Here is a 20,892-nt window from a genome sequence, read left to right as displayed (position 1 = left end):
GGCGCCGCGTGCTCCCGCAGCGCCGCGCCTGCTCTCACGCCGACCTGCTGGTCTCGCCGAACCATTTGGTCAGGCTGTCGCTCAGCCCGTGCTCGTCCTCGCCAGCCCAGACCACGTGGCCGTCCGGTCGCAGGAGCACGGCGGGAACGTCCAGCTCCTCGGCGACATCGACGACGTGATCGACCCGGTCCGCCCAGCCCGCTGCCGAGAGCAGGCCGGTCTGGTCGAGCAGCAGCCCGCGCCCGCCGCGCATCGACTCGTAGAGGCGGCCTCGCTTCAGCCGGATGTCGCGCAGTCGCCTGCCGAGCAGGTGGTGCCCCTCGCCGAGGTCGTAGCGGACCCCGATCGCGGTGATCTTCTCGATCAGGTGCCGGTTGGCGTCCTCGAAGGACATCAGCTCCGAGACCAGCTTGCGCAACGCCCGCCCGCGCGGTTCGGCGGACATCAGCTCGCTCTGCGCGCGGGTGTTGTCCAGCACGTCGGCGGCCACCGGACGACGTTCGGCCTGGTAGCTGTCCAGCAGCCCCGGCGGTGCCCAGCCGCGGATCTCGGCGGCCAGCTTCCAGCCGAGGTTGAACGCGTCCTGGATGCCGAGGTTGAGGCCCTGCCCGCCCAGCGGTGGGTGGACGTGGGCCGCGTCGCCGGCCAGCAGCACCCTGCCGTCCCGGTATCGCTCGGCCAGCCGGGTGGCGTCGCCGAAGCGGGACAACCAGCGCGGCGAATGCACGCCGAAGTCGGTGCCCGCGTAGACCCGCAGCTGTCGTTTGACCTCCTCGAGCGTCGGCGGGACCGATCGGTCCTCGGCCAGTCCGTCGGCGGGTACCAGGACGCGGAACACGTAGTCCCCGGACGGTCCGATCCCGAACCACTTGTGGGTCTTGCGGACCTCGGTCACCACTGCGGCCACCGTCGCCGGATCCTCGGTCACCGCCATCTCCCCGAGCAGCGCCTCGACCTTCGCGGGCTCACCGGGGAAGTCGATGCCGAGCAGAGCGCGGACGGTGCTGCGGCCGCCGTCGCAGCCGACGAGGTAGCGAGCGGCCAGCCGGGTGCCGTCGGCCAGCTCGACGGTCACGCCGTCCTCGTCCTGGCTGAGCCCCACCAGCTCGCGGCCGCGCCGGACCTCGGCGCCGAGCGCGATGGCGTGCTCGGTCAGCAGGCGCTCGGTGACCGGCTGCGGGATGCCGAGTATGTAGTCGTGCGCGGTGTCCAGCCCGCCCGGCCACGGTGCTTCGATGGCGGCGAAGTTGTTCGGGTATTCGCTGAGCGGGTATCGACGGCCGTGCGCGAGGAACCGCTCCAGGAGTCCGCGCTGGTCGATCACCTCGATGCTGCGCACGTGCAGGCCGAGCGATCGGACGTGGTCGGTCGGTGCCACCTCCTTGTCCAGCACGAGCGCGGTCACCCCCTGCAGCCGCAACTCACCTGCCAGCATCATGCCGGTCGGTCCGCCGCCAGCGATGATCACATCGATCACGAATACTCCGTTCCAAAAATGGGGCTGGTTGCGCCGAACTCCGCAACGCGTTTTCGCGAGTTCCCGTTTCCGCAGTTCTCGCCGGTGTTCGCAGGATTCTGCGGCACCATCCGGGGCTTGCCGCAAGCCCCGGGGTGCGCTATAAATTGAGAATGGGAGGGAATGGGCCCCTATTTCGCCGCGTTCTTCTCCCGCAATCGGTGGAGAATCTCCATTGGTTCCGCTCGCGGTCGTTCGCGTGCCGACGTGCTCGTCGCCACCGCCGGATGAAGGCGGGCCGAACCGCACCGGGCCGTACCTAGTCGGCCAGGCCCGATTGATAGGCGAAGACCACCAGCTGGGCGCGGTCGCGCGCACCGAGCTTGACCATCGCGCGGCTGACGTGCGTGCGCGCGGTGGCCGGGCTGACGACCAGGCGCTCGGCGATCTCCTCGTTGTTGAGACCCTCGGCGACCAGGCAGAGCACCTCGCGCTCCCGCTCGGTGAGGGTGTCCAGCTGCGGGTGCGGTTGGCGGGTGCGCGGGGACATCGAGACGAACTCGCGGACGAGCCTGCGGGTGGCCGACGGCGCCAGCAGCGCCTCGCCCTCGGCGACCAGGCGGATCGCGCGCAGCAGCTCGGCCGGGCTGGTGTCCTTGAGCAGGAATCCGCTCGCACCCGCGCGCAGCGCGCCGAAGACGTACTCGTCGATCTCGAAGGTGGTCAGCACCAGCACCTTGCTCGTGGCCAGCTGCGGATCCGCGGTGATGCGGCGCGTGGCCTCCAGCCCGTCGACACCGGACATGCGCACGTCCATCAGGATCACGTCCGGGTGGTGCCGCCGGGCCGCGGCGACCGCGTCCAGCCCGTCGGCGGCCTCGCCGACGCAGGTCAGGTCGTCCTCGCTGTCGATGAGCGTGCGCAGTCCGATCCGCACCAGATCCTGGTCGTCGACGATCAGCACGGTGGTCACTGCGCGTCCTCCAGCGGCAATCGGGCGTGCACCCGGAAGTGATCCGCGACGGTATCCGCGGTGAGCTCCCCGCCCAAGGACTCGACGCGCCGGCGCATCCCGGCAATGCCGAGACCGCCCTCGCCGACGGGGCCGGTGTGCGGGTTCGCGACCTCGATGAAGACCGCTTCGGGGGTGTAGTCCACGGTCACCTCGGCCCGGGCCTGCCTGCCGTGCCGCAGCACGTTGGTCAGTGATTCCTGCAGCACCCGGTAGCCGGTGAGGTCGACGCCGCGAGGCAGCTCCGGAGGATCGCCCCGCACCTGCAGGGACACCTCGAGACCGGCCTCCCTGGTGCGTTGCACCAGGTCCGGAACCCGTGCCAGCCCGGGAGCGGCGTCGCGTCCCGCACCGCCGCGCAGCACGGCCAGGGTCGAGCGCAGCTCGTCGAGGGCCTCGCCGCTGGTTCGGCTGATGGCGTCCAGCGCGGCCGCGGCCTGCTCGGGCTTCTTGGAGTGCACGTGCAGCGCGACATCGGCCTGCATCTTGATCGCGGCCAGCCCGTGCCCGACCACGTCGTGCACCTCCTGGGCGATCCGCAACCGCTCGTCGTCGACGTGCCTGCGCAGCGTCTCCTCCCGGCGCCGCGTGGCCGCCTCCTTCCGCACCTGCACCACCAGGCCCAGGGCGAAGGGAACCACCACCCAGGCCGCGGCGGGGACGACTCCTGCGGAACCAGGGCCCCTGGTGAACGTGGGGATCAGCAGCACGGCCAGCGCGAGGGCGGCGGCGATGCCCGCGGTGGGCATCGGGAGGTGCCGGGCGACGGTGTACACCGCGACCAGCAGCGCGAGCAGGATCGGTCCGTGGTCGTAGCCGAGGAGCAGATAGCTCGACACCAGCAGCGTTACGAGACCCAGCACGCTCAGCGGTGCGGCGCGGCGCGGCAGCAGGGACAGCCCGGAGACGAGCACCAGCGCCAGCACGATGGGATCGATCGTCCGGTCGGCGTCGGGGAAGCGGTGGGCGGCCGCGATGGTGCCGATCACGCCGATGAAGGTCACCAGCAGTGCCGGTGCGATGTCCGGCAGGCGTGCTCGGAGCGCGTGCATACCTGCAGTGTCGCTGATTCCGGCGGGTGCGAAGTCGGCCGGGAAGCGAATACCGGACTACTTCACCCGACGTAGTGGGGGAGCGGTTCGTGCGGCCGTAACACCGGTGCTCGGGTGTTGCGCGTCGGTCTGACCGGGATGGTTCATCCCTGGCAGGTCAACTGTCCACAACAGAGTGGTATTGCGCCAGTGCCGCCACGTGGTCGTCGATGATCACGTCCAGCTCGGCCAGCCGGGCGCGCAGCTGCTCGGCCGTCCTGCTGGAGGCGCCGGGTAGTTGCGCGGCCAGGTGCCCGTACTCGGCCAGTGCCGCCGGGAGGTCAACGCTGTCGTGCTGCCGGGGAATCCGCTCCATACCTCGATAGTGCGGCCCATTGACCGATTCGTCGATTTGATCACGGCGGCGCGCGTCCGGACCAGCTGGCGCGCCCGAGTCGATATGCTCCCCGGGAACAACCGACCGGGTGAACGGGAGAACGGCGATGGCGGACGAGCTGGCGCGTGCGCGCGAACTGCTGACCGAGGTGCCCGTGCTGGACGGTCACAACGACCTGCCCTGGGCGCTGCGCCGCCAGGTCGGCTACGACCTCGACCGCCGGGACATCGCAGTCGACCAGTCCGCCGAACTGCACACCGACCTCGATCGGATGGCCGCGGGCGGCGTCGGCGGGCAGTTCTGGTCCGTCTACGTCTCCACCGACCTGCAGGGCGACAACGCGGTGAGCGCCACCCTGGAGCAGATCGACTGCGTGCGCGCGCTGGCCGCCCGCTACCCGGAGCGGCTTCAGCTGGCCCGCACGGCCGACGAGGTCGAAGCGGTCCGCGCCTCGGGCCGCGTCGCCTCGCTGATGGGCGCCGAGGGCGGGCACTCCATCAACTGTTCGATGGCCACCCTGCGCGCGCTCCACGAGCTCGGCGTGCGCTACCTGACGTTGACCCACAACGACAACGTGCCCTGGGCGGACTCGGCGACCGACGAACCGGAGCACGGTGGGCTGACGGCTTTCGGCGTCGAGGTGGTCCGGGAGATGAACCGCCTCGGGATGCTGGTGGACCTCTCGCACGTCGCCGCCGAGACCATGCGCGGCGCGCTGCGCGCCAGCCGCGCCCCGGTGCTGTTCTCGCACTCCTCGGCCCGCACCGTCTGCGACCACCCGCGCAACATCCCCGACGACGTGCTGGCGCAACTGCCCGCCAACGGCGGGGTCGCGATGGCCACCTTCGTGACCAAGTTCGTGCTGCCCGAGTCGGTGCGCTGGACCACCGATGCCCAGGCCGAGCTCGTCGAGCACGGGCTGAGCGCGCTGGACTCCTCCGCGGCGGCCAAGGCCGTGCTGGCCGCCTTCGAGGAGCGCAACCCGCAGCCGGTCGCCACCGCCTCCACCGTCGCCGACCACCTCGACCACATGCGCGAGGTGGCGGGCATCGACCACATCGGCATCGGCGGTGACTTCGACGGGACGGCATTCCTGCCCGCCGATCTCGGCGATGTCGCGGGCTACCCGAACCTGATCGCCGAACTGCTGCGCCGCGGCTGGTCGGAGCCGGATCTCGCCAAGCTGACCTGGCACAACGCGGTGCGCGTGCTGCGCGATTCCGAGTCGGTCGCCGATGAGTTGCAGCGCGCGGAATCGCCTTCGATCGCCACGCTCGACCAGCTCGACGGCTGAGCAGCCCGGGCAGGACCGCTCCGGGGATTCTCGACCGGGCAACGCGAGGATCGGTAGCGCCCTACCCAGGGCCTTCAGCTCGTGGTGTGGGTGGCGCGACGGCTGTCCTCGCTGGACGACCGCTGAGAAACCAGCGGCGGTACCGGCTGAGTCCCGCACCGCGCGCGGCTACCGTCGCGTATCGAAGCGACCCCCGATTCGAACACGCGCTCGAAGCCAGGTGCGTGGGACCACGCATCTTCTCGATCTTCCCGGTAGCGGCAGCGCGCGGCACACCGGTTCTCGACCGGCCCGCTTTCGACCGGTCCCGAGCACGCCCGCGCCGTCGGCATCGCCGGTCACCGGGGCCCGCTCCGCCGTCCGGTTCAGGACGCCGCGCCTTCGGTGAGTTCTTCCCGGAGGCGTTCCATCGGCGTCGGGCGCGCCGGTTCGCCCGCGCGCCCGATGGCGCGCTGAGTCGGCGCTTCCCGCGAGCGCGGGTCGACCTGCTTCGGGTCGGGGCGAGCCGCTTTCCGATCGCGGTCGGTAGTCGAATGGTCCAAAGTGGTCAGGGGGGGCCACTCGATCCGGCCACCTGCTGGCGATTCTGCGCGAGTCCCGCGCTCCTGATGTCCATTATGGAAACGGGTGAGGCGCCAGGGACGAAACGATCCGTCGAACACCGGCTCGAAGGGTCGGTTTCGGTGCGCTCTCTCGTCCTGCGGTGCGAGTGGGGCGCCCATACGATGCCGGTTGCGCCTCCTGGCCGGTGGATTAGGAGGAGGACCGATGGTCTTGTCGCTGCCGGACGACGCGTTGTCCGGAGAGGATCCAGAAAAACTGGGGGGAAACGCGCGTTCGGGGGACTTCCCGCGCAGTGCCGACGTGCTCGCGCGGATGCGCTCGGAGAACTTCCCGGTGGCCGCTCGCGTACTTCCCGGTGGTGTGCGCAGGCACCTGCACGCGCTGTACGGCTATTTCCGGCTGGTCGACTACGCCGGTGACGAAGCCCCCGGCAACCGGGAGGCGCTGCTGAACTTCCTCGAGCACGACCTGCGCCGGGCCTACCGGGGCACCGCGCGCACACCGATCCTGCGGAAGTTGCAGGCCACGGTCGCCGAGTGCGGGATCCCGTTCGACGTGGCCGTGAAGTTGATCGAGGCCAACCGGCAGGACCAGCGGGTGCGCCGCTACGCCGACTTCGACGAGCTGCGCGACTACTGCGCCCTGTCGGCCAACCCGGTGGGGGCGTCGGTGCTGCACGTGTTCGGCCGCGCGGAAACGGGCCTGGTAGCGCTGTCGGACTGGATCTGCACGGCGCTGCAGGTGCTCGAGCACTGCCAGGACATCGGCGAGGACTACCGGGAGGGGCGCATCTACCTTCCCGAGAAGGACATGGCCCGGTTCGGGGTCGTCGAGGAGGACTTGGCCGCTCCGCGGGCGAGCACCGCCCTGCGTGGGCTGGTGAAGTTCGAAGTGGATCGCGCGCGCCGGATGCTGCGCGACGGCGGCGTGCTCGTCGGAGAGCTCGAGGGCACCGCGCGCGTGGCCGTCGCGGGCTACGTCGCGGGTGGCCTGGCCACAGCCGCCGCGTTCAACGCGGCCGGGCACGATCCGCTGGCCGCGCAGGTGCGCCCGGGCAAGGCGCGCACCTTCCTCGAGTGGGCGCGGCTGTACGTGTTGGGAGGGACGCGGTGACCGAACCAGCGCAGATCCGGGACGCCTACGCGGAGTGCGAGCGGATCACCCGCGAGCAGGCGCGCAACTTCTCCTACGGCATCCGGCTGCTGCCCGGCCCCAAGCGCCGCGCGCTGTCGGCGGTCTACGCCTTCGCCCGCCGCATCGACGACATCGGTGACGGCGACCTGCCCGGCGAGGAGAAGCTGCGCGAGCTCAAGCAGTGCCGCGAGTCCATCCACGGCGCTTCCACCGATTCCTCGGACCCGGTGCTGGCCGCGCTGGCCGACGCGGCCAACCGGCTGCCGGTGCCGATGGAGGCCTTCGACGAGCTCGTCGACGGTTGCGAGGCCGATGTTCGCGGCACCACCTACACCACCTTCGACGAGCTGCTGCACTACTGCCGCTGCGTGGCCGGGTCGGTCGGGCGGCTCTCGCTCGGCGTGTTCGGCAGCAGCGACCTCGCGGCGGCCAGAGTGCGAGCCGACTCGTTGGGAGTGGCGCTGCAGCTGACCAACATCCTGCGCGACATCCGTGAGGATCACGAGAACGGACGCGTCTACCTGCCCTCCGACGACCTCGCGAACTTCGGGGTGCGGCTGGAACCGGGGAGCGGTTTCGTGGCGGACCCGCAGTGCTGGAACCGCCTGGTGCGATTCCAGGCCGCCCGCGCCGAGCGCTGGTACACCGAGGGTTTCCGGCTGCTGCCCATGCTGGACCGGCGCAGTCGCGCCTGCTGCGCCTCGATGGCCGGGATCTACCACGGTCTCCTGGTGCGCATCGCGTCCAACCCGAACGCCGCGCTGGACGAGCGGACGTCGTTGTCGGGCTGGCACAAGGCGAGCGTGGCGGCCCGTTCGCTGGCGGGACTGACCCCGTGAGCCGCGGGCGCGTGGTGGTGATCGGCGGTGGGCTGGCGGGGATCACCGCCGCCCTGGACTGCCTCGAGGCGGGGTTCTCGGTGCGCCTGCTCGAGGCCCGGCCCAGGCTCGGCGGCGCGACCTACTCGTTCTCCCGGGGCGGTCTGCAGGTCGACACGGGTCAGCACGTCCTGCTGCGCTGCTACACCGCGTACCTGAGGCTGCTCGATCGGCTCGGCGTCGGCCACGGCGTCCGGCTGCAGCGCCGGTTCCGGGTGCCGGTGCTCGCACCCGGAGCGAAACCCGCGGTGCTGACCCGCTGGAACCTGCCCGCACCTGCCCACCTGGCGCCGGCGCTGCTCGCGCACAGCCGGTTGAGCTGGGCGGAACGGGCGCGGCTGGCCCGCACCGCCCTGGCCATGCGCTCCTTGGACCCGCAGGACCCGGCGCTCGACGAGATCAGCTTGGGGCGCTGGCTCGGCGACCGGGGCGAATCACCGCGCGCGGTCGATGCCCTGTGGGGCCTGCTCGGCGTCGCCGCGCTCAACGCCGAACCCGAGCACGCCTCGATGGCGCTGGCGGCCAAGGTGTTCCGCACCGGCGTCCTAGACGAGGCCGACAGCTGCGACATCGGCATCCCGCAGTTGTCGCTGGGCGCTTTGCACGGCGAACCGGCGCTGCGGGTGCTGCGCGAGAAGGGCGCCGACATCCGGCTGCGCTGCAAGGCCCGCACCATTACCCGCAGCGGCGACGGCTTCCGGATCCCGATCCGCGAACCAGCTGGCGAAACCGCGGTTCCCGCGGATCACGTGGTCGTGGCCACCCCGCACGCGGCGGCCTCCGCGCTGGTGGCGGACCTGCCGGTGAGCGGTGCCGACCAGTGGCACCGACTGTCGGCGGCACCGATCGTCAACGTGCACGCGCACTTCGACCGCCGCGTGGCCGATCTCGAGATGGCAGCGGTCCTGGACTCCCCGGTGCAGTGGGTCTTCGACCGCACCCGGATCGCGGGGGCCGGACGCGGCCAGTACCTCGCGCTGTCGCAGTCCGCGGCGCACCGCGAGGTCGAGATGCGGACCGAGGAGATCCGCGAGAGCTTCGTGCCCGCGCTGCGCGAGCTGTTCCCGGCCGCGCGGCGAGCCCGGCTGCTGGACTTCTTCGTCACCCGCGAGCCCAACGCGACCTTCCGGCAGGCCCCCGGCACCGCGGCGCTGCGCCCGGCGGCGAGCACCAGCGTTCCCGGCCTGGTCCTGGCGGGTGCCTGGACCGCGACCGGGTGGCCGGACACCACCGAGGGCGCGGTGCGCAGCGGTGCGCTGGCGGCGGAAGCGGTGGACGTGCAACAGCGATCAAGACGGAGTGTGGAGGTGACCGCATGACCACGGTGCTGCCCCCGGCCCTGCTGTCCGCGCGCGAGTCGGTGGAACCCGCGCTGCGCACGGCGGTGCGGCGGTTGGACCCCGGCACCCGCCGCGTCGGCGAGTACCACTTCGGCTGGAGCGACGCCGATGGTTCGCCTGCCGACGCCGGCGGCAAGGCCCTGCGGCCCGCGCTGGTGCTGGTGGCCACCGAGTGCGCTGTCGGCGACCGGACGGGCGGCGCAGGCGAGGCCGCCACCGCTGCGGCGACCGCCGTCGAGCTGGTGCACAACTTCTCGCTGCTGCACGACGACGTGATGGACGGCGACGCCTCGCGCAGGCACCGCCCGACGGCCTGGACCGTGTTCGGCCGTTCGGAGGCGCTGCTGGCCGGGGACGCGCTGTTGTCGCTCTCCCCGGACGTGCTGCTGGAATCGGGGGCGCCGAACGCCTCCGCCGGGGTGCGTTCGCTGTCGGCGACCACACGCGTGCTCATCGCCGGGCAATCGGCCGATCTGAGCTTCGAACGCCGCCAGGACGTCGGCCTGGACGAATGCCTGCGCATGGCCCACGACAAGACCGCGGCACTGCTGGGCTGCGCCTGCTCCATCGGGCCGTTGATCCTGGGCGCGCGGCGCGAGGCGGTGCGCGGCCTGCACGCCTACGGCACCGAGCTCGGCCTGGCCTTCCAGCTCATCGACGACCTGCTCGGCCTGTGGGGTGATCCGGAGGTCACCGGCAAGCCCGTGCTCTCCGACCTGCGCGCGCGCAAGAAGACGGTGCCGGTGGTGCACGCCCTGACCTCCGGAACTCGCGAGGGCGACCGGTTGCGCGAGCTCTACGACCAGCCGGAAGAGCTCACCGAGGAGCAGCTCGCCGAGGCCGCCGAGATGGTGCGGCGCGCCGGTTCCGAGGACTGGACCCGCCAGGAGTGCCGCAGACGTCTCGCCGCTGCGGAGGAACAACTCGCCTCCGAAGCCCTGGGCTCCACCGAACCAATGGGCGAACTCGCCGAATTCATCGTACGGAGGAAGCTTTGACCGAAGTGCAGGCCGCCCGTCCATCCATCGCGGACTTTCCCACCCGGAGCGCGGCTCGAGCAGATGCCCGCACCGCGGCCCTGGCCGCGCGCGACCACATGCTCTCGCTGCAGAGCCCGGAGGGCTGGTGGAAGGGCGAGCTGGAGACCAACGTGACGATGGACGTCGAGGACCTGCTGCTGCGGCAGTTCCTCGGAATCCGCACCGCCTCCGAGACCGAGCAGGCGGCCCGCTGGATCCGGTCGCAGCAGCGCGACGACGGGACGTGGGCGAACTTCTACGGCGGTCCGGGCGACCTGTCCACCACCGCGGAGGCCTACGTCGCCCTCAAGCTCGCCGGTGATGACGTCGACGCGCCGCACATGAGCCGCGCGCGCGAATGGGTTCTGGCCAACGGCGGTCTGGAGCGCACACGGGTGTTCACCCGCATCTGGCTGGCCATGTTCGGCGAGTGGTCCTGGAACGACCTGCCCGCGATGCCGCCGGAGGTCGTGCTGCTGCCGAAGTGGTTCCCGCTGAATGTCTCCGACTGGGGCTGCTGGGCGCGGCAGACCGTGGTGCCGCTGACCGTGGTGTGCACCCTCCGGCCCCGACGCGATCTCGGCATCACCGTGCGCGAGCTGCGCACCGGCAGACCCACCGCACCACCGCGCCGGGAGTGGAGCTGGGGATACGGGTTCCACGCGCTGGACGAGGTCCTGCACCGCTACCAGCGGCGCCCGGTGAAGACCTTGCGCAGGCACGCGATGTCGCGCGCGGCGGAGTGGATCGTGGCCCGCCAGGAGGCGGACGGCTCCTGGGGCGGCATCCAGCCGCCGTGGGTGTACTCGATCCTGGCCTTGCACCTGCTCGGTTATCCGATGGATCACCCGGTGCTCGCCAAGGGGATCGCCGGGCTGGAGGGCTTCCTCATCCGCGAGCAGACCCCGGACGGCGTGGTGCGCCGCCTGGAGGCCTGCCAGTCGCCGGTGTGGGACACCGTGTTGGGAATGCAGGCGCTGCACGACGCCGGCGTGCCCGGAAACCACCCGGCGTTGCGCCGGGCGACCGACTACGTGCTCGCCGAGGAGATCCGGGTCAAGGGCGATTGGGCGGTCAAACGCCCCGACCTGCCTGCCGGGGGCGGCTGGGCGTTCGAGTTCGAGAACGACGGCTATCCCGACATCGACGACACCGCCGAGGTCCTGCTGGCGCTCAACCGGATCGAGCACCACGACCCGGAGGCGGTGCGCGGCGCGATGCGGCGCGGTGTGCGATGGCTGCGCGGGATGCAGTCCGCCGACGGCGGCTGGGCGGCCTTCGACGCCGACAACACCCGAGAACTGGTGCGCAAGCTGCCCTTCTGCGACTTCGGCGAGGTCATCGATCCGCCTTCGGCCGATGTCACCGCGCACGTGGTGGAGGCGCTGGCCGTGCTCGGCGAGCAGGACCAGGTCGTGTGGCGCGGGGTGAAGTGGCTGCTGCACAACCAGGAAGCCGATGGTTCCTGGTTCGGCCGCTGGGGCGCGAACCACGTCTACGGCACCGGAGCCGCCGTGCCCGCGCTGGTGGCCGCGGGCGTCGATCCCGGGCACCGCGCGGTGCGGGATGCGGTGCGCTGGCTGGAGGAGCACCAGAACCCCGACGGGGGCTGGGGCGAGGACCTGCGCTCCTACGACGACCCGGCCTGGATCGGGCGGGGCGACTCGACGGCCTCGCAGACGGGTTGGGCGCTGCTGGCGTTGCTGGCCGCCGGTCGCCGCGACACGGAACCGGTGCGCCGTGCGATCTCGTACCTGGCGCGGACCCAGCGCGCCGACGGCGGCTGGGACGAGCCGCAGTTCACCGGGACCGGGTTCCCGGGCGACTTCTACCTCAACTACCACCTGTACCGGGTGATCTTCCCGCTCACCGCACTCGGTCGGTACCTACGAGACGGGGAATGACCATGTCGTCGAAGATGCTCATCTGCGCGCCGATGCGACTGGAGGCGCGCGCGCTGCGCTCGGCCCAGGGGAGTCGTGAGGTCGGGCGGGAAATGTTGCGCGGCAACGGCTTGCACGGCGACACCACCGTCCGGTGCACCGGCTACGGGCCGAAGCGCAGCGCGCACAGCGCGGTTCGGCTGCTGGCAGCGGACTTCGACGTGCTGCTCGTCGCCGGGCTGGCGGGTGGACTCACCCCCGACGTCGGAAGTGGTGACGTGGTGGTCGCCAGCGAGATCCGCAGCCGCAACGACGTGGTGCCCTGCGGGGCCGCGGATTCGCTCGCCGCCGAGCTGGTCCGCAGCGGGTTCCCGGTGCGGCGGGGACCGATCGTCAGCACCGATCGGCTGGTGCACGGTTCGCGCCGCACCGAGCTCGCCGCCACCGGCGCGCTCGCCGTAGACCTGGAATCCGCCGTGCTCGCGCAGGCGGCGGGGGAGCGGCCGGTCGCCGTGGTCCGCGTCGTGGTGGACGCGGTCGGCCAGCCGCTGCTGCACCCGGGAACCGCGCGGCGCGGCCTCACCGCGCTCGCCCGGCTGCACGCCGTCGGCGCCTGCCTGCGCCGCTGGGGCAGGCACATCCCGCCGGAGATCCACACCACTCGTGAGGAGGCGTAACTGATGGGAATTCCCGTGCGCCAGGCCGTTCGGGTCGGCGCTTACCTGCTCAAGCAGAAGCTGGCCCGGCGCGAGAAGTTCGCGCTCACCCTCGAGCTGGAGCCGCTGTTCGCCTGCAACCTGGCCTGCGCCGGGTGCGGCAAGATCCAGCACCCGGCAAACGTGCTCAAGCAGCGGATGCCGGTCGAACAGGCGCTCGCGGCGGTCGAGGAGTGTGGTGCACCGGTCGTCTCCATCGCGGGCGGTGAGCCGTTGATGCACCCGCAGATCGAGGTGCTGGTCGACGAGCTCGTCAAGCGCAAGAAGTTCGTCTACCTGTGCACGAACGCGCTGCTGATGCCGCGCAAGATCGACAAGTTCACGCCGTCGCCGTACTTCTCGTTCGCCGTGCACATCGACGGGCTCGAGGAGCGCCACGACGCCTCGGTGTGCAAGGAGGGCGTGTTCGCCCAGGCCGTCGACAACGTCAAGGACGCGCAGCGGCGCGGTTTCCGGATCACCACCAACTCGACGTTCTTCACCACCGACACGCCGCAGTCGGTCATCGAGGTGCTCGACTTCCTGAACAACGACCTCAAGGTCGACCAGATGATGCTCTCGCCCGCGTACGCCTACGACAAGGCGCCCGACCAGGAGCACTTCCTGGGAGTCAGCGAGACCCGGGAATTGTTCAAGAAGGTCTTCGCCGACGGCAGGCGCAAGAAGTGGCGGTTCAACCACTCGCCGCTGTTCCTGGACTTCCTCGAGGGCAAGGTCGATTTCTCCTGCACCGCATGGGCGATTCCGTCCTACTCGCTCTACGGCTGGCAACGCCCCTGCTACCTGATGAACGACGGCTACGCCCAGTCCTACCGGGAGCTCTTGGAGGACACCGACTGGTCGGCCTACGGCAGGGGCAACGACCCCCGCTGCGCCAACTGCATGGCCCATTGCGGCTACGAACCCACGTCCGTGCTGGCGACGATGGGCTCGTTGAAGGAGTCGCTGCGCGCGGTCCGGGAGGGGTGATCGGCAGCGCTCGCTTCTCGAACGGCCTATCCGAACCGCCGGGAGAGGCGGTGGAAGACCCCGGGCAGCGCACCGCTGATGCGCGCGGGCAGGGTCAGCCACCCGGGGACGAACACTTCGGCCCTGTCCCGCCGAACGCCGCGCAGCAGCGCGTCGGCGACCTCGTCGGCATCGACCATGCGCGGGTGGCGGCGCGCGTAGGTGCGACCGTCGAAGAACGGTGTGCGCACCGCGCCGGGGAAGATCGTGGTGACGCCCAGCCCGTCGTAGCGCAGGCTCGCGGCGAAGGCGCGCACGCCCGCCTTGGTGGCCGAGTACACCGCTTCGTCCCGCACGCCCACGGCGGCGATCGAGGACACGAATGCCAGGTGCCCGTTGCGCTCGACCAAACCCGGCAGCAGCTCCCGGGTCAGGCGAAGCGCGGCGGTCAGGTTCACCTCGACGAGATCGTCGATCGATCGTCGAGGCATCTCACCGAGCGGGCCCGCCCATCCCAGACCCGCGCTGTGCACCACCAGGTCGGCATCGGCGGCGGCTTCCGCGACCCGTTCGGGCTCGCCGGAAGCGGCCAGGTCCGCGGCGACCGCGCGCCCGCCGGTCGAGTCGGCGACCCGGGCCAGCCGGTGCTCGTCGCGCCCCGTCAGCACCACCGCGCAGCCCGCGGCGGCCAGCCGGGCGGCGGTGGCCGCGCCGATGCCCGAGGAGGCGCCCGTGACCAGGGCGGTGGTCAGCCGAGTGCCGTCGCGCCGGATCAGCCCCACGTGTCGGCACCCTGCTGCTCGGTCGTCGCCCGGCGGAGCTGTTCGCTGCGCCGGGCGAGCAGCACGATGCCGCCCACGATCGCCACGGCCGCGATGGTCTCGCCGAGAAGGACCCCCGGTGAGGACCTGATCTGCTCGCCGAGCCAGCTCACCCCGATCGCCGCGGACACGAGCGGATCCACCGTGGTGATCACCGCCAGCGCGGGAGACATCAGCCGGCCGCGTTGGAAGGTCTGCTGGCTCAGCAGGAATCCGATCGGACCGATCGCGCACACGACGTACAGCGACCAGTGGGTGAACGGCTCGAGGAGCCCGCCGGTGCGGAAGTAGCCGGCCACCACCCGGATCAGCCCGGCGGTGACGCCGTAGAAGATCCCGGTCGCCGCCGCCAGCGCGACCGCGACGAGCTCACCGCGCAGCCAGCGGGCGGCCAGCAAGGACAGCAGCACGAGCAGCCCGAGCAGCAGCGACAGCGGAAGCACCGGCGCTCCGGTGAACTGGCTGCCGTGGCCGGACGGGCGCGCCAGCATCAGGAACGCCGCCAGACCACCGGCGCAGGCCAGCCCGCCGAGCGCGAGCACCCAGTCCATCGGGCGGCGGGCCAGCCAGGCGGCGAACGCGGCACCGAACAGAACGGAGGTCACCAGCAGCGGTTGCACGAGCACCAGCGGTCCGAACGCCAGCGCCACAACCTGCAGCGAGAGCCCGATGACGACCGTGCCGATGCTGAGCACCCAGATCGGCTTGCGCACCAGGTCCCAGAGGATGCGGGGGCTGAAGGTGCGCACCTGCGGGACTTGCTTGGTGACGCGGTGCTGGATGGCGCTGGCCAGGCCGAAACTCGCCGCGCCCAGCACCGCGGCCGGAACCGCGATGGTCAGCACCGTGCCCGCGGAACTCATCGGCGTGCCCGCATTTCGGCGAAGGCATCGCGCAGGTGCTCGGTGAAGACCTCCGCTCGCGGCGCCAGGGCCGGATCGGTGGTGACGCCGAAACCGAAGTGCTCACCCCACCCGATCGCGCCGACCGCGAGCCCGACGCCGTCGGCCAGCGAGAGCACCGGCAGGACCTCGGTGATGCGCACCCCGTCGATGTGCGCGGGTCTGCGCTGGCCGGGCAGCACCGAAACGATCGCGTTGAAGAACCGCCGGTGGTAGACCCGGCGGACCACCCACCGGTGCAGGCCCGCGGGCAGCAGGCCCATCGCGGTCATGACCGCGCCGGTGGCGATCGGCTGTCCGCTGGTCTCCAGCTGGAGCAGCGCGCGGGCGGCCGCCCGCACCCGCCACGGCGTGGGCATCGGCCCGATCGGCAGGTCGAGCGACATCGACAGCGTGTGGTTGCCCGGTTCGCTCATGCCCGCGCCACCGCGTCCGGTCCGGGCGGTGCGCGGCACCATCACCCGGAACCGTGCCGCCGGATTCCGCTCCCGGTGCGTTCGGTGCAGCGCCTCGGCGACGAGTCCGAGCATGAGTCCGGTGCTGGTCACCCCGTGATCGCGGGCGATCGCGCGCGCCTGCGCCGCGGGGAGGCTGAGGTGGCCGAAGGAGCGCTCCGGACTGCTGGTCCCGGTCCAGCACCGGCTCGGTGCGGCACCGGAGAGAGCGAGTCCGGTCAATCCGCGCAACACCTCGGGAACGCGGCGGTACCAGGGCCGGTTCACCTTGCCCGAGGCGGGTTTCGGCTGCTGCTCGTCGCACAGCAGGTGCACCAGATTGCTGGTGACCGCGACCCCGTCGCCCAGCGAGTGGTGCATCTTCGCGGCCAGGATCGCTCGCCCGGTGATCGAGTCGTGCAGCACCAGGAGCTGCCACGGCGGCCGGTCGGTGCGCACCGGGTCGGCGAAGAACTCGGCGAGCACCTCGTCGTCGACCTCGGCGGAGTGCAGTTCCCGGCAGCTCACGTGGTCGGGGGCGTGCACCTCGTCGTGGATCCACTGCGGACGCCGTCCGGGGCGGGTCACCAGCCTGCGCGACAGCATCGGCAGTTCGGTGGCCCGGCTCCGAATCCGCTCGGCGAGCAGCCCGCGCCACTCCTCCAGCGTTCGGGCGGACTCCTCCAGGTGCAGGATCGCGCCGGTCTGCTGCGGGACCTCGGGCGTGGTCGCGTGCACGAAGAACGCGTCCTGCGGGCGCAGCGAACGCGGTCCGTGATGCTGCGGCACGTCGGCCAGGGCAGCCACCTGGTCGTCCAGGTCGGCCGTGCAGGCGTGCTTGAGCGCCCGCTCCTCCCGTTCGGCGAGCTCCGCGGAATCGTCGGTCCAGCGGCGCAGCGTTCCGGTCAGATCGGTTGCGTGCGGGCACAGCTCGGCCAGCTCTGACTCGGCCATCAGCTCGGCATTGGCCCGGCCGTGCCCGGCGATCGGTTCGAACATCGTCACCGCCCGGCCGCAGGCGAGCGCCTCCAACGCGGTCGCGCCGCCCGCGTTGGTCACCACGACGTCCGAGCAGGCCAGCAGGCCGGGCATGTCATCGGTCCAGCCGATCGGCACCAGCCGGGGATCGCCGCGCTCGGCGAGCGCGCGCCGCGTCCTGTCGTTGCGCCCGCACACCACCAGCACGCGCGAGACGCCATCGGCGCGCAGCGCGGCGTCGGCCGCCCGTTCCATGGCGCCGAAACCGAGCGCGCCGCAGGAGATCAGTGCGGTGAAACCCGTAGTCGGCAGGCCGAACTCGGCGCGCGCCGCAGATCGGTCGCGCGGCCGGAACTCGCGGCGCACCGGTGGCGCGCCGACCGCTCCGACCGCATCGGGCTCGGCCCGGTACATCGCGCGCAGGCTGGCCTCGCTCATCACGTAGTGCAGGTCCGCGTCGGGATAGACCCAGAACGGGTGCGGTGCGAAGTCCGAGACGATCGCGGTCACCGGGACCCCGGCGAGATCGCCGTGCCTGCGCATCCAGTCCAGCCCGGCGGTGCCCAGCGGGTAGGTGGACACGATCAGATCCGGGTGAGCGCCGAGGACCTCGCGGCGCATCAGCGGTCCGCACCAGGCACCGACGAACCGGCGGCACGCGTTGGCGAACCACCGGTAGCGCCACAGCGAGTCGTAGAAGAAGTCGTAGAGCCACGGCGTGGACTCCACGTTGGTGGCATAGATCCAGTTGAACGTGCTCGGGACCCAACGCCCCATGATGCGCAGTGCGTCCAGCCACTCGACCTCGCAGCCCGGCCACACTCGCCGGGCTGCCTCCTCGACGGCGCGTGCCGTCGCGTTGTGGCCTTCACCGATGGTGGCGCTGATCAAGAGCACTCGACGTGGCTGCGGGCTCACGCGACCGGTCCTTTCGCCATGCACGTGTGCTCGTGCAGGCTAACGCGAACCGGACGGATCGGCTTCCCGGCAGCTCGGCGATGACCACGACGGCCCGGCCCGCCGCGCGGCGGGCCGGGTGCTCGTGCCGGGGGTCAGACCTCCAGCGGGCCGTGCCCGGTGATGCGGCGGACCGTTCCGTCGGTGAGCCGGTAGGACAGCCCCGCGATCGCGCACTCGCCGCGCTCGACCTTGCCGGCCAGCAGCGGGGAGCGCTGCAGCAGCATGTCGGCGGTGCGCTCGACGTGCACGTCGACGATGTCGTCGACCTCGTCGAGGCCCTTCGCGCGGGCCGCCAGCACGCTGGGCGTGACCTTCTCGACCAGGTCACCGATGTAGCCCTGCGGCGAGGTGCCGTCGACGGCGGCCTGGCGGGCGGCGGTGACCGCACCGCAGGAGTCGTGGCCGAGGACCACGACCAGCGGAGCGCCCAGCTGCCCCACCCCGTACTCGATCGTGCCCAGCACTTCCGGTCCGGCCACGTGTCCGGCCGTGCGGACCACGAACAGGTCGCCGAGCCCCTGGTCGAAGATGATCTCGGCGGCCAATCGCGAGTCCGAGCAGCCGAACAGCACGGCGAAGGGCGCTTGCCCGGGAACCAGCGCGGCGCGGTGGTCGGCGTCCTGGTTGGGGTGTTCGCAGGTGCTGTCGATGAACCGGCGGTTGCCCTTCAGCAGGACCTCGAACGCTTCAGCGGGAGTGGACGGCGTGGACATGCTCTAGAAGATAATGCGTGCGGATCCCGCCCACGACATCGAGTGGGCGAGACCACGCGCTCGCGCTCTCCGGTGCGGACTCCACAGTGGCCGGTCAGTTCACGCAGGGGATGTTGGCGGCGTTGATCGGCGCTGAATCCTCGCCGGACTCCTGCGCGTGCACCTGCCCGTCGAGGGCCACCGCCTTCGGCGGGGCGAAGCCCGGCGCCGCGGGACCGTCGTAGTCCGTTCCGAGGAGCACCTGGATGCGCCCCTCGGGCAGCGAATCCTGCGACTCGGTCGGAAGGTCGCCGAGCTCTTCGGCGACCTTCTCGGCCACCTCGGAGGCGCCCGGTCCGTAGCGAAGCACCGAGTCGCCGCGCGCGTCGGCGTTGCCGATGGAGCCGACCGCGTAGCCCTGCTGCTCGACCTCGCTGCGCACGCCTTCGGCCAGTCCGCTGATGCGGGTTCCGTTGAGCACGTCGACCTGGGGCCGGACCTCGGAGGAGTCGTTCGTGGCCGACGGCTTCTCCGGCGCCCGCGACCCGGCCGGATGTGAGGCCCGTTGCACGGCCTGCTTGACCTCCTCCGGGTCGACCTTGACCGCGGTGCCGTCGTCGGGGGTGGCGTACTCGGGGTCCTCGATGGGGATCGTGTTGAACTGGATCGCGCCCGCGGCCAGACCGCGCAGCCGCTGGGCGAATTCGAGCACGTCGGTGTCCCCGCCGAGGTCGAGCACCACGGAGTCCTGCACCGAGGCGATCAACCCGCGCAGCCGGGACGGACTGGCCAGCACCCCGGTCGACATCGCCTTCTGCGCCAGTCCGGCCATGAACGCCTGCTGGCGGACCACACGGTCCAGGTCGCCGCGGGGGAGTCCGTGGCGCTGCCGGACGAACGCGAGCGCGTCGGGCCCGGAGATGGTCTGCGGCCCGGCCTTGAAGTCCGCGCCGGAGTAGGAATCGCTGGTGGCCTCGTTGAGGCACACGGGAACGCCGCCGACGGCCTCGGTGATCTTGGCGAAGCCCAGCAGGTTGACCTCGGCGTAGCTGTCGATCGATGAACCGGTGAGGTTCTCGATGGTGCGCACCAGCAGCTTGCGCCCGCCGTCGTTGCCCGCCCTCTCCACGGCCTTCGGGTCGGTGACTCCCTTGGCCCGCTGCGCCTGCTGCTCGGCGAACTTCCCGCGACCGTAGGCCGAGTTGATCTTGTGCTTCCCCTGGCCCGGAATGTTCACGTAGGAGTCCCGGGGGAAGGAGAACCCGACTGCCCTGGATCCGTCGTTCGGGATGTGCAGCAGGATCAGCGAGTCGGTCAGGGCCGCCTCGTTGGCGCTGGCGTGCAGTTCCCGCAGGACCTCCTCGGGCAGCGGATTGCCGTGCGCGTCGGTGCGGCTGTCCATGCCGACCAGCAGGATGTCGATCGCTCCGTCCGCCCCGCCCTGGGTGACTTCGCTGGTCGCGAGCCCGTCGAGCAGTTGCCGGTAGTTGTTCCACCCGTAGCCGGTCACCACCAGGACCAGCAGGGACAGCGCGGTGGCCAGCAGGCGCGGGCCGATGGGCGTGCGGCGCGCGGCGGGCTGCGGTCGGCCTTGCGGGCGCCGCTGGGGCGGGCGCCGCTGGGGTGGGCGAGCCGACTTCCGGTCGGGTGGTGGCACTCTTCCTCCGTCGGGTGCGCCGAGTGCTCGGCGCTGGACGACGGTTCCAGGATTACAGCCCCACTGCGCCTTACTGGCGAATTTCAAGTACTCCGATCGCGTCTTCTTTTCGCCACGATCAGTGATCGCTACTGGTCAGTCATCGGTTGCGGTGATGACCGGGCATTCCGGGAGGTCGCTCTGGCGAACCCGGTAGACCTGCAACGTCGTGTCGTAGTACTTGGTGGTCTCGCCGACCCATTCCATGCCGAGGCGCTTGGCGGTGGCGATCGCGCGGGAGTTGTCCGGCCTGGTGAGCGCGAAGATCTCGTCGATGTCGAAGGTGAACGCCCAGTGCAGCACGGCGGTGGCCGCTTCGGTGGCGTAGCCGTGCCCCCAGTCCTCCGGGCGCAGCTGCCAGGTGAGCTCCAGGTCGTGGTCGTAGGGCGGCAGCATGCGCAGCACCAGGCCGCCGACCACCGCGTCGTCGTCGCGGCGGTGCATGGCGAAGCGCCCGGTGGGCGGGATCAGGTTGGGCTGGGACTCGGTCCAGGAGTGCACCACGGCGCGCATCGCGGCGAGGTCGGCGACGTTGGAGATCACCGGTGTCAGCCACTCGGTCACCTCGGGGCGGCCGTAGAGCTCGAGGGCGGCCTGCACGTCTGCGTCGTCGGTGGTCCATTCGCGGATCACGAGCCGTTCGGTGGTAAGCGGAGGTTGCATGGTTGCCTCGCCTTTCGCCCACCGGCGTGGAATTCGCCGGCCTCGGCGCAGTTGTGGAACTACCGGGATTCTAT

The 20,892-nt window shown here is 71.3% G+C and carries 18 protein-coding genes; 8 read left to right on the top strand and 10 right to left on the bottom strand.

Features of this window, described 5'->3' with window-relative positions:
* Nucleotides 1–34: 34 nt before the first annotated feature.
* The 4 genes from rox to ABD289_RS17485 form a co-directional block, all read right to left on the bottom strand.
* On the bottom strand, nucleotides 35–1,477 hold the full coding sequence (gene rox, locus ABD289_RS17500; protein WP_344133464.1) for a rifampin monooxygenase: 1,443 nt from the start codon (nucleotides 1,475–1,477) through the stop codon (nucleotides 35–37).
* Nucleotides 1,478–1,775: 298 nt separating this feature from the next.
* A complete protein-coding gene (locus ABD289_RS17495; RefSeq protein WP_344133460.1) occupies nucleotides 1,776–2,429 on the bottom strand; it encodes a response regulator in 654 nt (217 codons plus the stop codon).
* The gene (locus ABD289_RS17490) at nucleotides 2,426–3,520 is read right to left on the bottom strand and encodes a sensor histidine kinase (protein WP_344133457.1); all 1,095 of its coding nucleotides are present in this window, start codon (nucleotides 3,518–3,520) and stop codon (nucleotides 2,426–2,428) included. Before ABD289_RS17490 ends, ABD289_RS17495 begins: the two co-directional genes overlap by 4 nt.
* A gap of 157 nt (nucleotides 3,521–3,677) precedes the next feature.
* Complete coding sequence (locus ABD289_RS17485; RefSeq protein WP_344133454.1) at nucleotides 3,678–3,875, bottom strand: hypothetical protein; 198 nt, start codon at nucleotides 3,873–3,875, stop codon at nucleotides 3,678–3,680.
* A gap of 127 nt (nucleotides 3,876–4,002) precedes the next feature.
* Here ABD289_RS17485 and ABD289_RS17480 point away from each other — a divergent pair, with 127 nt between their 5' ends.
* From ABD289_RS17480 to hpnH, 8 genes are all read left to right on the top strand, one after another.
* Nucleotides 4,003–5,190 (top strand): dipeptidase, encoded by a 1,188-nt coding sequence (locus tag ABD289_RS17480; protein WP_344133451.1) that lies wholly within the window; start codon nucleotides 4,003–4,005, stop codon nucleotides 5,188–5,190.
* A gap of 768 nt (nucleotides 5,191–5,958) precedes the next feature.
* Nucleotides 5,959–6,867, top strand: coding sequence for a squalene synthase HpnC (gene hpnC, locus ABD289_RS17475; protein WP_344133448.1), 909 nt, complete (start codon nucleotides 5,959–5,961; stop codon nucleotides 6,865–6,867).
* Entirely contained in the window at nucleotides 6,864–7,727 is an 864-nt protein-coding gene (gene hpnD, locus ABD289_RS17470; RefSeq protein ID WP_344133445.1) for a presqualene diphosphate synthase HpnD, read from the top strand. Before hpnC ends, hpnD begins: the two co-directional genes overlap by 4 nt.
* Nucleotides 7,724–9,085 carry a hydroxysqualene dehydroxylase HpnE gene (gene hpnE, locus ABD289_RS17465; protein WP_344133441.1) on the top strand — a complete coding sequence of 454 codons (1,362 nt, stop codon included), beginning with the start codon at nucleotides 7,724–7,726 and terminating at the stop codon, nucleotides 9,083–9,085. The genes hpnD and hpnE overlap by 4 nt, the downstream gene beginning before the upstream one ends.
* Nucleotides 9,082–10,104 carry a polyprenyl synthetase family protein gene (locus tag ABD289_RS17460; RefSeq protein ID WP_344133438.1) on the top strand — a complete coding sequence of 341 codons (1,023 nt, stop codon included), beginning with the start codon at nucleotides 9,082–9,084 and terminating at the stop codon, nucleotides 10,102–10,104. The genes hpnE and ABD289_RS17460 overlap by 4 nt, the downstream gene beginning before the upstream one ends.
* Entirely contained in the window at nucleotides 10,101–12,029 is a 1,929-nt protein-coding gene (shc, locus tag ABD289_RS17455; protein ID WP_425564709.1) for a squalene--hopene cyclase, read from the top strand. The genes ABD289_RS17460 and shc overlap by 4 nt, the downstream gene beginning before the upstream one ends.
* Nucleotides 12,026–12,685: a 5'-methylthioadenosine/S-adenosylhomocysteine nucleosidase family protein gene (locus ABD289_RS17450; protein ID WP_344133435.1), complete on the top strand. Its 660-nt coding sequence runs from the start codon at nucleotides 12,026–12,028 to the stop codon at nucleotides 12,683–12,685. Before shc ends, ABD289_RS17450 begins: the two co-directional genes overlap by 4 nt.
* Nucleotides 12,686–12,688: 3 nt before the next feature.
* A complete protein-coding gene (gene hpnH / locus ABD289_RS17445; protein ID WP_344133433.1) occupies nucleotides 12,689–13,693 on the top strand; it encodes an adenosyl-hopene transferase HpnH in 1,005 nt (334 codons plus the stop codon).
* A 26-nt stretch (nucleotides 13,694–13,719) separates the two neighbouring features.
* Here hpnH and ABD289_RS17440 read toward each other — a convergent pair whose 3' ends face one another.
* The 6 genes from ABD289_RS17440 to ABD289_RS17415 all read right to left on the bottom strand — a co-directional run bounded on the left by ABD289_RS17440 (nucleotide 13,720) and on the right by ABD289_RS17415 (nucleotide 20,818).
* On the bottom strand, nucleotides 13,720–14,454 hold the full coding sequence (locus ABD289_RS17440) for an SDR family NAD(P)-dependent oxidoreductase (RefSeq protein ID WP_425564708.1): 735 nt from the start codon (nucleotides 14,452–14,454) through the stop codon (nucleotides 13,720–13,722).
* Entirely contained in the window at nucleotides 14,445–15,356 is a 912-nt protein-coding gene (locus tag ABD289_RS17435) for a DMT family transporter (protein ID WP_344133430.1), read from the bottom strand. The genes ABD289_RS17440 and ABD289_RS17435 overlap by 10 nt, the downstream gene beginning before the upstream one ends.
* Nucleotides 15,353–17,704, bottom strand: a complete 2,352-nt coding sequence (locus ABD289_RS17430) for a wax ester/triacylglycerol synthase domain-containing protein (protein WP_344133427.1) — start codon at nucleotides 17,702–17,704, stop codon at nucleotides 15,353–15,355. The genes ABD289_RS17435 and ABD289_RS17430 overlap by 4 nt, the downstream gene beginning before the upstream one ends.
* 155 nt (nucleotides 17,705–17,859) lie before the next feature.
* Nucleotides 17,860–18,480, bottom strand: coding sequence for a carbonic anhydrase (locus ABD289_RS17425; protein ID WP_344133423.1), 621 nt, complete (start codon nucleotides 18,478–18,480; stop codon nucleotides 17,860–17,862).
* A 94-nt stretch (nucleotides 18,481–18,574) separates the two neighbouring features.
* The gene (locus ABD289_RS17420) at nucleotides 18,575–20,116 is read right to left on the bottom strand and encodes an LCP family protein (RefSeq protein WP_344133420.1); all 1,542 of its coding nucleotides are present in this window, start codon (nucleotides 20,114–20,116) and stop codon (nucleotides 18,575–18,577) included.
* 135 nt (nucleotides 20,117–20,251) lie between these two features.
* Nucleotides 20,252–20,818, bottom strand: coding sequence for a GNAT family N-acetyltransferase (locus ABD289_RS17415; protein ID WP_344133417.1), 567 nt, complete (start codon nucleotides 20,816–20,818; stop codon nucleotides 20,252–20,254).
* Nucleotides 20,819–20,892: the final 74 nt, after the last annotated feature.

Origin of the sequence: Saccharopolyspora halophila (genome assembly GCF_039531955.1) — a bacterium.
Lineage (GTDB): Bacteria > Actinomycetota > Actinomycetes > Mycobacteriales > Pseudonocardiaceae > Saccharopolyspora > Saccharopolyspora halophila.
Note: the sequence above shows the minus strand (reverse complement) of the source record. Positions and strands in the feature narration are given on the sequence as shown.